This window comes from Paraburkholderia caribensis (assembly GCF_002902945.1).
Classification (GTDB): Bacteria; Pseudomonadota; Gammaproteobacteria; order Burkholderiales; family Burkholderiaceae; genus Paraburkholderia; species Paraburkholderia caribensis.
Genome location: NZ_CP026101.1, coordinates 2,070,540 through 2,085,102 on the forward strand (window position 1 = coordinate 2,070,540; position 14,563 = coordinate 2,085,102).

9 protein-coding genes and 2 tRNA genes are annotated in these 14,563 nt (G+C 63.7%); 6 read left to right on the forward strand and 5 right to left on the reverse strand.

Annotated elements, in window-relative coordinates; all coding sequences use genetic code 11:
- Positions 1 to 179: 179 nt before the first annotated feature.
- From rpiA to rnr, 4 genes are all read right to left on the reverse strand, one after another.
- Positions 180 to 875: a ribose-5-phosphate isomerase RpiA gene (gene rpiA / locus C2L66_RS09220; RefSeq protein WP_054930306.1), complete on the reverse strand. Its 696-nt coding sequence runs from the start codon at positions 873 to 875 to the stop codon at positions 180 to 182.
- 102 nt (positions 876 to 977) lie between these two features.
- On the reverse strand, positions 978 to 1,850 hold the full coding sequence (locus tag C2L66_RS09225) for an N-acetylmuramoyl-L-alanine amidase (protein WP_060600451.1): 873 nt from the start codon (positions 1,848 to 1,850) through the stop codon (positions 978 to 980).
- Between the two features lie 962 nt (positions 1,851 to 2,812).
- The gene (gene rlmB, locus C2L66_RS09230) at positions 2,813 to 3,556 is read right to left on the reverse strand and encodes a 23S rRNA (guanosine(2251)-2'-O)-methyltransferase RlmB (protein WP_060600449.1); all 744 of its coding nucleotides are present in this window, start codon (positions 3,554 to 3,556) and stop codon (positions 2,813 to 2,815) included.
- A gap of 115 nt (positions 3,557 to 3,671) precedes the next feature.
- Positions 3,672 to 6,137 (reverse strand): ribonuclease R, encoded by a 2,466-nt coding sequence (gene rnr / locus C2L66_RS09235; RefSeq protein WP_060600447.1) that lies wholly within the window; start codon positions 6,135 to 6,137, stop codon positions 3,672 to 3,674.
- Between the two features lie 398 nt (positions 6,138 to 6,535).
- Here rnr and C2L66_RS09240 point away from each other — a divergent pair.
- Together C2L66_RS09240 and C2L66_RS09245 are read left to right on the forward strand one after the other, a co-directional pair.
- A tRNA-Leu gene (locus C2L66_RS09240) sits at positions 6,536 to 6,622 on the forward strand.
- 223 nt (positions 6,623 to 6,845) lie between these two features.
- Positions 6,846 to 6,932: transfer RNA gene (locus tag C2L66_RS09245), tRNA-Leu, on the forward strand.
- A gap of 182 nt (positions 6,933 to 7,114) precedes the next feature.
- Here the strand turns inward: C2L66_RS09245 and C2L66_RS09250 are convergent.
- Positions 7,115 to 7,612: a GNAT family N-acetyltransferase gene (locus C2L66_RS09250; RefSeq protein WP_060600445.1), complete on the reverse strand. Its 498-nt coding sequence runs from the start codon at positions 7,610 to 7,612 to the stop codon at positions 7,115 to 7,117.
- Between the two features lie 306 nt (positions 7,613 to 7,918).
- Between C2L66_RS09250 and C2L66_RS09255 the strand changes: the two genes are divergently transcribed.
- The 4 genes from C2L66_RS09255 (at position 7,919) to C2L66_RS09270 (ending at position 14,539) form a co-directional block, all read left to right on the forward strand.
- Positions 7,919 to 9,142 (forward strand): MFS transporter, encoded by a 1,224-nt coding sequence (locus C2L66_RS09255; protein WP_060600443.1) that lies wholly within the window; start codon positions 7,919 to 7,921, stop codon positions 9,140 to 9,142.
- Between the two features lie 294 nt (positions 9,143 to 9,436).
- A complete protein-coding gene (locus C2L66_RS09260; protein WP_060600441.1) occupies positions 9,437 to 10,366 on the forward strand; it encodes a TetR/AcrR family transcriptional regulator in 930 nt (309 codons plus the stop codon).
- 230 nt (positions 10,367 to 10,596) lie between these two features.
- Positions 10,597 to 13,095: an acyl-CoA dehydrogenase gene (locus C2L66_RS09265; protein WP_060600440.1), complete on the forward strand. Its 2,499-nt coding sequence runs from the start codon at positions 10,597 to 10,599 to the stop codon at positions 13,093 to 13,095.
- 127 nt (positions 13,096 to 13,222) lie between these two features.
- Positions 13,223 to 14,539 (forward strand): M60 family metallopeptidase, encoded by a 1,317-nt coding sequence (locus C2L66_RS09270; protein WP_082433780.1) that lies wholly within the window; start codon positions 13,223 to 13,225, stop codon positions 14,537 to 14,539.
- The last annotated feature ends 24 nt before the right edge of the window (positions 14,540 to 14,563 follow it).

The window sequence follows — 14,563 nt, forward strand, 5'->3', positions numbered from 1 at the left end:
CCGCGCGTCTGGAATACCGCTGCCGATTCAGTGCGACGCAAGCGTGACGGGATGGACGCGGCCCAGCTGTCGGGCGTGGACCGCTTGCATTGGAAGGGAGAGTACGGAGCAGCCCTGCGGGCCGTCCTGGCGTCGCGCCGCGTCGTCAGCACGACGGCACGACGCGAGGGCTGCCGGTGTCAGCGATTCGGGTAGTCGATCGTCTCGACGCCGTTGGCCGTGCCGAGCAGGCAGAGATCCGCGCCGCGCGTGGCGAACAGGCCCACGGTCACGACACCCGGCCATGCATTGATATGCGTTTCGACCGTGCGCGGATCGCTGATGCGCAGGCCCTTGACGTCGAGGATTTCGTTGCCGTTGTCGGTGATGTACGGCGAGCCGTCCTTCGTCACGCGCACGACGGGCACGCCGCCCATCGCCGTCACGCGGCGGCCGATCGCCGTGCGCGCCATCGGCACGACTTCGATGGGGAGCGGAAACTGGCCGAGCACGTCGACGACCTTGCTCGCGTCCGCGATGCAGACGAACTTCTCCGACACCGACGCGACGATTTTCTCGCGCGTGAGCGCGCCGCCGCCGCCCTTGATCATCGCGCCGCTGTGATCGATTTCATCGGCGCCGTCGACGTAGACGGGCAGCGATTCGATGTCGTTCAGATCGAACACCTGGATGCCGTGCGATTGCAGGCGCGCCGTCGTCGCGACCGAGCTGGACACCGCGCCGCGATAGCGCGACTTGTGCGCGGCGAGCGCGTCGATGAAGCAGTTCGCCGTCGAGCCGGTGCCGACGCCGATGATGGCGCCTTCGGGCACGTTTGCGATCACGTAGTCGGCGGCGGCTTGGCCGACCAGTTGCTTGAGTTCGTCTTGAGTCATGATGGGAAATGCCAGGGCAAGCGGAAAACTGCAAGTTTACCGGAGTCGCGGCGCGCAGCCGGATTTATTGCGCATCTGGATGCGTGCACCTGAGCCGTACTTTCATGGCGCGGGCCGCACCGGTTCCGGGGCGGCGGTCTGCGTGTACTTGTCGAGCAGTGCCTGCGCGATCGCATCGGATTGAGCATCGGGGTTCCCGGAGTAATCGGCGGGACGGAAATGCATCTGGAACGCGGCGAACACGCGGCGCGTCCGGTCGTCGAGCACGCCGTCCGTCGCGACTTCATAGCCATAGCGTGCGAGCTTTTGCTGGAGCGCGCGGACGTCCGTGGGCGCATGCGGATCGCGGCCCGCGAGTTCTTTTGCGACGGTGGCATCGTCGGGCCATGCGCCGACGCCTGCATCGTAGAGTTGCTTCCACGGGAACAGCGGGCCTGGATCGATCTTGCGTTGGGGCGCGATGTCGCTGTGGCCAACGATGCGCGTCGGCGGAATGTTGTATCGCGTGACGATGTCTTTTGCCAGGCGGATCATCGCGTTCACCTGTTCCGGCGGATAGGGTTGCCAGGTGCGGCCCTGCGGGGTGTCGACGGGTCCGAGGTTGACGTTTTCGATGCCGATCGAGGCGGCGTTCAGTTCTGTCGTGCCTTGCCAGGAGCTGAGGCCTGCGTGCCAGGCGCGTTGTGATTCCGGCACCAGTTGCCAGACGATGGGTTCACCGTTTTTTTCTTGTGGATGATCGGGGATTACGTAGTGCGCGCTGACCTGTTCGTGGGTCAGGACGTCTAGCGATTGCTTTTCGTCGATCTCGGTGTAGTGCATCACGAGGAAACGGATGCGGGTGTCCTGGTATTGCGCTGTGCGCGACGTGTCTGTGTAGTACGTGGTGTGGTGGATGATGGTCGGGGTGCAGGCTGATGTTAGAAGGGTTGCTGCTAGCGCTAGCAGTGCCTGGAGGATTGAGGTGGGTTTCATTGCTGGTGGTCTTTTTCGTTCTCTGGCTTTTAGCGGTTTTGGCCTTTGTGGCGCGGGCTATGCCGTTTGGTGTTTCGGATTTTGCGCTGGCAGCCGGGTTGTGCCTTCGTGGCGCGGGCTACGCCCTTCGGTGTTTTTTGCGTTTTCGCTGGCATCCGCGATTCGTTAGCTCGCTTCACGCGTCGCCCCTGTGCGGGGCGGCACCTACTTTTCTTTGCCGCCGCAAAGAAAAGTAGGCAAAAGAAAGCGGCTCACACCGCCAGACCTAGTTCTTGCCTGAGGGCCCCCAAAGGGTCTTACGCTTCACACGGCAATCACGTGACCCACGTTCGTTGCCAACGCTCTGAATGAGCGCCTCACCCTCTTCACGCACCCGCATTTCAGCATGTCGTGCCAGACAGTCCACCGCCGCCCAGGTGGCAAACTGTGTGTCGGCCCTCGGTGCCCCACACGCATCACTCCGGACCGATAGCGCACGTGTTCCACCCTGTAAGAGCGCTACCCTATACGACGCGACAACCTACACACAGTTTGCCACCTGGGCGGCACATACGATTCGCTGCCGCCAACCCTTGTACGGGTGTCTGAAGCGGGTGAGGCGCCTGTTTGAAGCGTTGGCAACGGGCACCAGCCAAGGCGTTGCCGAGTGAAGCGTGGGGACGTTGGGGGCCCGTGGATAACCGTCAAGCACTGGCGGTGTGAGCCGCTTTCTTTTGCCTACTTTTCTTTGCGGCGGCAAAGAAAAGTAGGTGCCGCCCCGCACAGGGGCGACGCGTGAAGCACGCTAACGAATCGCGGATGCCAGCGCAAAACCCAAAACCCAAAACCGCGAATGCCAGCGCAAAGGCAGAACGCGGATACCAGCCCGAACAGGCAAAGCAAAGCAAACCAAACCAAACCGCCCGCGCAACACCCCCACCACACCGCCAAAAAAGCCACCCCACGTCGCAGACAAAAAAAACCTACTTCTTAACACCCCTCTGCCGCACCGCTTCAAACAGACAAACCCCTGACGCAACGGAAACGTTAAGGCTCTCCACCGACCCAGCCATGGGAATATTCATCACCTCATCACACGTATCGCGGGTAAGCCTGCGCATCCCTTCCCCTTCGGCACCCATAACCAGCGCTACAGGCCCATCGAGTTTCGTCTCATACAGCGACGCTGTCGCCTCCCCAGCAGTGCCAACGACCCAAACCCCCGCATCCTTCAACTCCCGCAACGCGCGAGCCAGATTCGTCACGGTAATGTACGGCACCGTATCAGCCGCACCGCTCGCAACCTTCGCCGCCGTGGCATTCAACCCCACAGCCCGATCGCGCGGCGCAATCACCGCATGCGCGCCCGCCGCGTCGGCAACCCGCAAACACGCGCCGAGATTGTGCGGGTCCGTAATCCCATCCAGCACCAGCAACAATGCCGGCCCCTGAACGCCATCGAGCAGCTCGGCAAGGTTCTGCGCCAAAGGCAGATCGCCCGCACGCGCTACCACGCCCTGATGCCGCTCGGTATGCGCAAGCCCCCACAGCCGCGTCTCGTCGGCAGCAATCAGGCGCACTCCCGCCTCTTTCGCCACGGCCAGAAACTCGTTCATCCGGCGATCGCGGCGGCTCTGGTCGTAATAAATTTCTTCGACCGTCGATGAATCGTGACGCAAGCGTGCCGTCACCGCATGAAAACCGTAGAGAACCTTGAGACGTGACATGACTAGAACAACCTTTGAATGAGCGCACCTGACCAAACCAGTCGAACAGTTCAGGGCGCGCCCGATGAGAATGAGCGCCGCGCACGCATGACGCGCGCGCGGCGTTACTACGGAATCAACGCTTCTTGTGCACCGGCTTCGCGGTCGACTTCGACGCCGCGCGCTTCTTCGACGCCGCCGCCTTGCGCGCCGTGCGTGCTTCCTTCACGGCCGCTGTCTGCGCGGGTGCCGCTTTCTTGCGCCGCGCGCCGTCGACGGGCGCCGTGCGATCGACGGAACGCACGCGCGGGCCGCCAGTATCGCTCGCCTTCTCCACCGGGTTGCCGCGATGCGACTGCGACTTCACCGGCGTGTCGCGCACCAGACGGAAATCGATCTTGCGCGCGTCGAGATCGACGCGGCTCACCTGCACCCGCACACGATCCGACAGGCGATAACGGATGCCCGTGCGCTCGCCGCGCAGTTCGTTCTTGATCTCGTCGTACTGGAAGTAGTCCGAGCCGAGCTCCGTCACATGCACGAGCCCTTCGATAAAGAGCGCATCGAGTTGCACGAAGATGCCGAACGACGTCACGCCGCTCACCATGCCGCCATACTCTTCGCCGAGCTTGTCGCGCATGAAATAGCACTTGAGCCACGCTTCGACGTCGCGCGATGCTTCGTCCGCCCGGCGCTCGTTCGCCGAGCAGTGCAGGCCGAACTCTTCCCAGATCGCCGCGTTCGGACGGCCGCGATTGGTGCGATTGCCGCGCTTCTCGTCTTCCGCCTGCAATGCGCGGGCTCGCGGCGACAGCGCCGTGTTCAGCTCGACGCCGTGCGGCGCCTTTGGCTCATACTTGCGGCCTTGCAGGATCGCATAGATCGCGCGGTGCGTGAGCAGATCGGGATAGCGGCGGATCGGGCTCGTGAAGTGCGCGTACGCCTCATAGGCGAGACCGAAGTGGCCGATGTTGTCCGGGCTGTAGACGGCCTGCTGCATCGAGCGCAACAGCATGGTCTGCAGCATCTGCGCATCGGGACGATCGCGGATGTGCGCCATCAGCGCGGCGTAGTCGCTTGCGTGCGGCGTGTCGCCGCCGCCGAGCGTCAGGCCCATGCCGCGCAGGAACGTGCGCAGGTTTTCGAGGCGCTCCGCCGTCGGCCCCGCGTGCACGCGGTAGAGGCCAGGGTGCTTGTTGCGCTTCATGAAGTCGGCCGCGCAGACGTTCGCGGCCAGCATGCATTCCTCGATCAGCTTGTGCGCGTCGTTGCGATGACGCGGCACGATCTGCTCGATCTTGCCCTGCGCATTGCAGACGATATACGTCTCCGTCGTATCGAAGTCGATCGCGCCGCGCTTCTGGCGAGCGGCGAAGAGCGACTTGTAGACGCCGTACAGGTTCTGCAGTTGCGGCAGCAAAGCGGCGCGGCGCGTCGCCTCCGGACCCTTCGTGTTGGTCAGCACGGCCGCGACTTCCGTGTACGTGAGACGCGCGGCCGAATGCATGACGCCCGGATAGAACTGGTACGCCTTGATCTCGCCGCGCGCGGTGATGACCATGTCGCACACCAGCACGCAGCGGTCGACCTGCGGGTTCAGCGAGCACAGACCGTTCGACAGCTTCTCCGGCAGCATCGGAATCACGCGGCGCGGGAAATACACCGACGTGCTGCGTTCGACGGCATCGACATCGAGGCCGCCGTCGGGCAGCACGTAATGCGACACGTCGGCGATCGCGACGATCAGGCGGAAGCCGTCGCCGCGCCCCACTTTCACCGGCTCGCAGTAGACAGCATCGTCGAAGTCGCGCGCATCTTCGCCGTCGATCGTAACCAACGGCACATCGCGCAGATCGACGCGATGCTTCATGTCGACGGGACGCACTTCGTCGGGCAGTTTCGCGGCGGCGTCGAGGGCAGCCTGGCTGAACTCGTGCGGCACACCGTATTTGCGCACGGCGATTTCGATTTCCATGCCGGGGTCGTCGATGTCGCCGAGCACTTCGACGACGCGCCCCAGCGGCTGCGAATGGCGGCTCGGAAAGTCCGTCAACTCGACCACCACCACCTGCCCGACCTTCGCCTTCTTCGTGTTCTGCGTGATCAGGATGTCGTGGCCGATGCGCTTCTCTTCGGGCGCGACGATCAGCGCGCCGTTCTCGTTCAGCAGGCGGCCGATCACGCGCTTGTTCGCGCGGTCGGTCACCTCGACGATATGGCCTTCGGGACGCCCGCGCCGGTCATAACCGACGATACGCGCCAGCACGCGATCGTTGTGCATGACCTTCTGCATTTCGCCCGTCGGCAGGAACAGGTCGTCCTGGCCGTCGTCGCGGATCAGAAAGCCGTAGCCGTCGCGATGGCCCTGCACGCGGCCCGCGACGAAGTTCGACGGATGAGTCAACTGATAATGGCCGCGCTGATCGAGTCTGATCTGGCCATCGCGCTCCATCGCGGCGAGGCGCTTGAAAAACCCTTCGCGCTCCTGGCGCTTGATCGACAGTGCTTCGGCGATGTCGTTCGCTGCAAGCGGCGTTTCACTCGTGCGTAGCACGCCGAGGATTTCTTCGCGGCTTGGAATCGGATACGGATATTTGCTCAAGGGCTTGTCGATGATTGTTCTCGTTGCGTGGACGTCGGCGGATGGATGACGCTGCTCTAACTGAACTTGAACTGCAACTGCTGCTCTTGTGACTTTGTTGACTGCGACTGCTCTCTGACCGTCGACAACCGTGCTGCCGCGAATGCGGCCCTGAGCGAGGCCTCCACTGAGACCCGCCGGCCCGTCACGCGGGGCCGCGCACGGGTGCCCGGCGCCAGCCTGCTACTGCGGCGATTCTAACACCCGTCTCGCCCGCTACGCGCCGCCCGGCGGGCGACTGCGCGACGCGCGCCACGCTCCCGCGCGAGCATGGCGGCCGTCACGCGAATGTTTTCGCGAAATGCTTGACACGCTTCTTCGACCCGCTATAATCTCGGTCTCTGCTTCAAACGCACCTTGCCCAGGTGGCGAAATTGGTAGACGCACTAGGTTCAGGTCCTAGCGGTGGCAACACCGTGGAGGTTCGAGTCCTCTCTTGGGCACCAGATTCAAATGAAAAGCCGCCTTCGGGCGGTTTTTCATTGTAGTGAGAGCATTGCGCTTCGCGGCGGTTTCAAGATCGCGACGAAGCACGGCAGGAAGTTGCAGTAACGGTTGATCGTCGAGTCATTTGATGCGCGAACAACCTGACGAAAAGATGAAGCGTTTTCAAAATACCGATTGACACGCAGATTCTTCTCGTTAAAATAGCGGTCTAGCTTGAGACGTGCCCAGGTGGCGGAATTGGTAGACGCACTAGGTTCAGGTCCTAGCGGTGGCAACACCGTGGAGGTTCGAGTCCTCTCCTGGGCACCACTCTCTCAAGCTGAACAGATCACCCCGCTAAGCGATAAGCCTGCGGGGTTTTTTGTTTTTGGGGCAGCCTCACCGCGGCCGATCGGCAACGCAACGGCCCACGTCGCGTGTTCGGTGATTTCGCGTGTTCATACTTCACGAACATCGCCCAAGCCTGAACGACGACTGCTCAAGCGCTCAAGTCAGCGCGCGTCCGACCTGAACCGGACATATCCGCCCACGCTCCCTTCACGCCTCATCCCCAACTTCTGCGCAACGCGCTGCGAAGCGAGATTGCCTTCGGCGATACCCGCCACCACCGAATGCAGCCCAACCGTGCCAAATGCATGGGCGATCACGACGCGCGCCGCCTCGCTGGCGATGCCTCTGCCCCACGCTTCACGCACGAGGCGCCAGCCGATCTCCGCCTCCGGCCCATACGTGTCTTCCGGAATCAGCAGCACCCAGCCGACAAAACGGGCCGGCGCACTCCGTTCGGCAATCGACCAGTAGCCGAGCCCATCCGGATACGCGCGGGTGAGGCGATCCACGACGAACCGTCGATGCGCATCCGGCTCATGCCATGGACCATCGATATGCCGCGTGACCTCGGGATCGCGATCCATCGCGATGCAATCGTCGAGATCGGCCAGCGTGCGCGGCTTTAAATACAGGCGTTGCGAGAAAAAAGCGGGCAGCAATTGTTATTCCCGTTTATTACGAATAGCAAACCGTATTCAATCATAATTAATACATATATTACATTATGCAGACATCATCCCCGATTCCGAAATCGATTATCCAGGGATAAGCACTGACAAAGCCAGGCTGTTTCATGCAGCCGCTTAACGGTCGGCGTACACTCGTCGCAGCCTTTAGTTACGGGCATGCCGTGCCATTCCAGGTCTTTCGCCAATTGAATGGCACGAATTGGAGACCGCAACCACGTTGCATGAATCAGAGTAAGCGCCAAAACGCCAACTCCGATCGACAGGAGAACAATTGAAATGAGCTGGACTCGGGAACAGAGAAACGTCACGATCGCGGCATATTTAGGCTGGACTCTCGACGCATTCGATTTCTTTCTGATGGTTTTCGTCCTGAAAGATATCGCCAGTGAATTCGGCACCGACATCAAATCGGTTTCGTTCGCCATCATGTTGACCCTGATGATGCGGCCCGTCGGCGCGCTCATCTTCGGCTACCTCGCCGACAAGTTCGGCCGCCGCCCCACGCTGATGGTCAATATCGCGTGCTTTTCGCTGCTCGAACTGTTGTCCGGCCTCTCGCCGAATCTCACCACGCTACTCGTGCTGCGCGCCCTGTTCGGCATCGCGATGGGCGGCGAATGGGGCGTCGGCGGCGCGCTGACGATGGAAACCGTGCCGCCCAAGGCACGCGGCTTCGTCTCCGGCCTGCTGCAGGCGGGCTATCCGAGCGGCTATCTGCTCGCGGGCCTCGTGTTCGGGCAGCTGTACCAGTACATCGGCTGGCGCGGCATGTTCTTCGTCGGCGTGTTGCCCGCCCTGCTCGTGCTGTACATCCGCGCGCACGTGCCCGAATCGCCCGCGTTCAAGACGCTCGAGAAGAAGGCGCGCCCCGGACTCGTGGCCACACTCAAGCAGAACTGGAAACTGTCCGTCTACGCCATCATCCTGATGACGGCGTTCAACTTCTTCTCGCACGGCTCGCAGGATCTGTATCCGACCTTCCTGCGCGTGCAGCACCACCACGACGCCCATACCGTGCAATGGATCACGATCGTGCTGAACATCGGCGCGATCTGCGGCGGCCTGTTCTTCGGCGCGCTGTCGGAGCGGATCGGCCGCAAACGCGCCATCTGCATCGCCGCGCTGATCGCGCTGCCCGTGCTGCCGCTGTGGGCGTTCTCGTCGACGCCCGTGCTGCTCGCAGCGGGCGCATTCCTGATGCAGATTTCGGTGCAAGGCGCATGGGGCGTGATTCCCGTGCATCTGAACGAAATCTCGCCCGATGAAATTCGCGCGACCTTTCCTGGCCTCGTGTACCAGCTGGGCAACCTCATCGCGTCGGTGAACGGACCGCTCCAGGCGGGCATCGCCGAAGCGCACGGCAACGACTACGCGAGCGTGATGGCGACGGTGATCGGCATCGTCGCTGTCGTGATCGCCGTCTTCATCCTGTTCAGCCGCGAACGGCGCGGCGTAGATATGACACAATCCGCCCAACAGGTCGCGGCGACGGTACACTGAGCGCACGCACCGCACATCCAACATCAGGGCGCCACGGCGCCCGGGCCAATGCAGCAGATACGAGGCCGCTCCGATTCGTTTCGGAGCGGCCTTTTTTGTCCGCGTCGTCTGCGAGGGCACGCGCGGTCGGACACTTTTAGAGGGGTTTATCGACACTCGCCTCTTGCCCGATCACCGACTGCATTCTTATCCTGAAAAAGAACGCACGTTTCAAATTCCAATTTGAATCGATTGTTTCGATGGGCGGGAGTCAGGCGCTGAAGCGCAAACTCCGCCCACACAGGGAGACACAACATGACAACACGGACGACGAGCCGCCACGCCGGCGACACGAAGGCGCGCATCCTCGATGCGGCAGAGACGCTCTTCATCGAATGCGGTTATGAAGCGATGTCGCTGCGGCAGATCACGTCGAAGGCGGAGGTCAATCTGGCCGCCGTGAATTACCACTTCGGCAGCAAGGAAGCGCTGATGCACGCCATGCTGGCGCGCCGCCTCGATCTGCTGAACCAGGAGCGCGTCAAGCTGCTCGACCGTTTCGACGCGATGCTCGGCACGCGCCTGACCTGCGAGCACGTGCTGGGCGCGATGTTCATTCCAGCGCTGCGCGTCTCGCGCGACACGCGGATCGGCGGCAAGGCGTTCCTGCGGCTGCTGGGCCGCGCGTACACCGATCCGTCGCCGTTCATCCGCGACTTCCTCAACGCGCACTACGCGAGCGTCTCCGTGCGCTTTTTCGATGCGTTCCAGCGCGCGCTGCCGCATCTGCCGCGCGAGGAACTCGGCTGGCGGCTGCACTTCGCGATCGGCGCACTCTCCGGCGTGCTGGCGGGCGCCGATACCGACAGCCTGATCAGCGAGTTCTCGCAAGGCAAGTCGATGAACGACCTGCAACTGATCGCGCGGCTCGCGTCGCTGATCGTGTCCGCGCTGAAGGCGCCGCTGCCCGATGCGAGCCAGCTCGCCGTGTTCGCCTCCGTGCTCGGCGATGCGGGCAGCGCCGACATCGCGTGCGATGCGGTTCGGCAGGCGGCGCAAGATGGAGCGCAGGCGGCCTCGGAGCCGCAGACGCCATCTGCGCCGCAAGCATCGCAGCCGCACCCATCGACCGATGCGGTCCACCGCTCCGGCCTGGGGTCCTTCGCGCAACCGGCGCAACCGGCGCAAGCCGACCGTCCTGCCGACACCCGCGATTACGGCGCGCACTACGCGACGCACGGCTGACACCCGCTGCAGCACGCGCGCAGGCACCGTTCCAGGTGTCTGCGCTTCGCATCGAACGAGGCAACGCCTGGCCTGAACCGCATTAGACGCGCCGCTCGGTGCGGCGGGCACACAGGCTGCGAAGGATAAGAGCGGGCGTCCGCCCCGCACCAGACAACCCGAAGACATCGCGAGCCGGCCATGTACCGCAAGCCGCGCTCGCCCTGAAAAAACGAAAAGGAGGGATCGCCATGACGTGGTTCATCGTTGCGCTGATCGTCGCCGCCGCGGCGCTCGTCTATGGGCAGGCACGGGCCTCGTGGTGGCTCGCGTTCCTCGTCGCGTGGGTCGCCGCTGCCTTCGTGACGCGCGCAGCGGGCACGACGGCGACGATCCTGCTGTCGATCGTGCTGGTCCTTCCCGCGCTCGTGCTGACGCTCAAACCGCTCCGCCGCGCGTGGCTCAGCGCGCGGGTGCTCGACCTGTTCCGCAAGATCCTGCCCGACATGTCGCCGACCGAGCGCGACGCGATCGAAGCGGGCACGGTCTGGTGGGACGCCTCGCTGTTCTCCGGGCGCCCGCATTGGGACACGCTGCTCGGCTATGGCCCGGCCACGCTGTCCGTCGAGGAACAGGCATTCCTGGACAACGAATGCGAGCAACTCTGCGATCTCGCGAACGACTGGGAAACGACGGCCATCTGGCAGGACCTGTCGCCGCAAGCGTGGCAATTCGTCAAGGACAAAGGCTTTCTCGGGATGATCATTCCGAAGCAGTACGGCGGCAAAGGCTTTGGCGCCTACGCGCACTCGCAGGTCATCATGAAGCTCGCGACGCGCTGCTCGGCGGCCGCCGTCTCCGTGATGGTGCCGAACTCGCTCGGCCCCGCCGAACTGCTGCTGCACTACGGCACCGACGCGCAGAAGAATCACTATCTGCCGCGTCTCGCGCGCGGCGACGAGATCCCCTGCTTCGCGCTGACGAGCCCTTACGCAGGCTCGGACGCGGCCGCGATTCCCGATGTCGGCATCGTCTGCAAGAGCACGTTCGAGGGGCGCGAGACGCTCGGCTTTCGCGTCACGTGGAGCAAGCGCTACATCACGCTCGGCCCGATCGCGACGGTGCTCGGTCTCGCGTTCCGCGCGCTCGATCCCGACCATCTGCTTGGCAACGACGACGAGCCGGGCATCACCTGCGCGCTGATTCCGACCCGCCACCCCGGCGTGAACATCGGCCGCCGTCACTGGCCGCTCAATGCCGTGTTCCAGAACGGCCCGAACTGGGGCAACGACGTGTTCATTCCGCTCGACTGGGTGATCGGCGGACGCGCGCAGGTTGGCAACGGCTGGCGCATGCTGATGGAATGCCTCGCGGCGGGCCGCGCGATTTCACTGCCGTCGTCGAATGTGGGCATGTCGAAAATCGCGGTGCGCGGCGTGGGCGCGTATGCGGCCGTGCGGCGCCAGTTCCGCACGGCGATCGGCAAGTTCGAGGGCGTGCAGGAAGCGCTCGGCCGCATGGGCGGCAACCTCTACGTGATGGACGCCGCGCGCCGCCTGTCCGCGCAGGCCGTCGATCTCGGCGAGAAACCGTCGGTGATTTCGGCGATCTCGAAGTACCACATCACCGAACGCAACCGCGAAGTGATCGATGACGGCATGGACGTCGTCGCGGGCAAAGGCATCTGCATGGGGCCGTCGAACTTTCTCGCGCGCGCGTACCAGCAGGTGCCGATTTCGATCACCGTCGAAGGCGCGAATATCCTCACGCGCTGCCTGATCATCTTCGGCCAGGGCGCGATCCGCTGCCATCCGTACGTGCTCAAGGAAATGGCCGCGACGCGCGAGCCCGACCGCGCGAAGGCGCTGCGCGATTTCGACGACGCGTTCTTCGGCCATATGAGCTTCACGCTGTCGAACGCAGTGCGCAGCCTCGTGCACGGCTTGACGGGCGGCGTGCTGATCGCGAAGCCGCAGCGCGCGCACGCGCCGCTCGTGCGCTACTACCGCGCGGCCACTCGCCTTTCGACCGTCTTCGCGCTGCTCGCCGACGTGTCGATGCTCGTGCTCGGCGGCGAATTGAAGCGCCGCGAGCGTATCTCGGCACGTCTGGGCGACGTGCTGTCGCAGCTCTATCTGATCTCCGCGACGCTCAAGCGTTACGAAGACGAAGGCCGTCACGGCAGCGATCTGGCGCTCGTGCAATGGGGTGTCGAAGATGCGCTGTATCGCGCGCAAACCGCCCTCGACGGCGTCCTGCAAAACTATCCGAACCGCTTCGCCGCGGGCCTCGTGCGGATGCTCGCGTTTCCGTTCGGCCTGCCGCATCGCGCGCCGTCCGATGCGCTCGGCAGCACCATCGCTGCACTGATGCAGACGCCGGGCGACACGCGCGACCGTCTGCTCGCGGATTCGTATGTGCCGCACGCCAGCGTCGACGCGATCGGCTACGGCGAGCTGGCGTTCGCGCTGACGCCGCAGGTCGCGCAGATCGAACAGCGCTTGCGCGAAGCGATCAAACATGGCCGCCTCGCGCCGATTCCGCAAAGCCTCGCCGATCTCGCCGAATGGACGGAGGCGGCGCAGCAGCGCGGGCTGATCGACGAAGACGAGCGCAAGGTGCTCGACGACTACGCGCGCTACGGCGCCGAGGTCGTGAAGGTCGACGACTTTCCCGCCGACTTCGGCCTGCTCGCCGACCTGCAACGGCGCAAGGAAGCCCTCGACAAGGCAATGGAACTGGCCGCCTGACCCATCTGCTCGATTCACCGCGCATCGTTTGACGGCTGCCGCAGGGGGGGGGCGGCCGGCCAACGCCCTTCTTTCGCTCTCGATCCGTTAGTATTCCCCCGCAGCAACTCGAAGAAGGGACGCATAGATGCTAAGGATTCCAACGCTTGTCAGCCTTGCCTTTCTCGCCTCGGCAGCGTCGGCTGCCCACTTCGACAACCAGTCGGGACGCTATTCATTCACGCCGCTGCCCTCGGCCGAAGCCGAGATGAAACGCATGAACACGATCATGGAGCTGTCGGATCAGCAACCCACGGGTCGCTACGTGCGCAAGGGCGAGACCGTGCGCGTGAACGTCGGCGGCATGCCCGGCGGGTATCGTGCGCGCGCGATGGTCGGCTTCCGCCGCATGATCGGAAAGTCGTCACGGGATCAGCAGACCGCCCGCCTGCGCAACGGCAACAACCGGTTCGTCGCCAGCCAGAACGGCCCGCTGTTCATCACGATCACCGCGCCGGCCGGCAGGCCCGCCATGTCGACTGAAGTCGAGGTATCGATCGCGGATGGCAAGCCGTTGCCCCTCTTCGTGCAAGGCCGCACGAGCATGGGCGACTGGCGGGCGCAACTGGATCGCTACGCGGACGCGCCGTTCGTTCAACTGGTCGGCCAGCAAAGCATGATCACGTTGCCACGCGACGTGTTCCGGCGCGATCCCATCGCCGATCCCTCCGCCACCCTGGCGACGATCGGGCAGGTGCTCGCGATGCAGGACACACTGGCAGGATTCGACGGCGCAACACCGGCCGACGCGCGCACACCACTGCGCGCACACCTCGTGGTCGACTTCCGCACCTCACCGAAGGAAAGAAAAGGGGTGTACATGTATGCCACCGACCAGTTCATCGGCATGTTCGCGGACAACACCGCCGACCTCACCGACCCGGCGCGTCTGCGCAGGGAGTGGTCCATCTGGCATGAGGTCGGACATACGCACCAGCAGAACTCCTGGACATGGGACACGCTGGCCGAAGTCTCCGTCAACCTGTTCTCGCTGTATGTGCAGGAAAAGATGGGCGAGCCCAACCGGCTGGACGTGCCCGAACATGACGGCATCACGCCTCGCGAACGTGCGCGCGACTATCTCGCCCGTGCGTCGCGCGACTATGTATCGGACGTGGACGGCGAGTACGACGGCCTCGCGTTCGTGCGGCTCGTGATGTTCGATCAACTGAAGCGCGCCTACGGCTGGGATCTTTTCACCCGGCTGTTCCGGTATTACCGCGAGCATCCTTTGCCTGACGACGTATCGGAGGCAAACAGGGTCGACCAGTTCGTGGTGGCGATGTGCACGGTATCCGGCAACGATCTGCGTCCATTCTTCGAAAAATGGGGTTTGCGGGCCAGCGCAGACGCGTACGGCAAGATCGCCGCGCTGCGTCTTCCCGTGCGCGCGATCGAAACCTGACCGGTCAGGCTGAAGCGTCCAGTT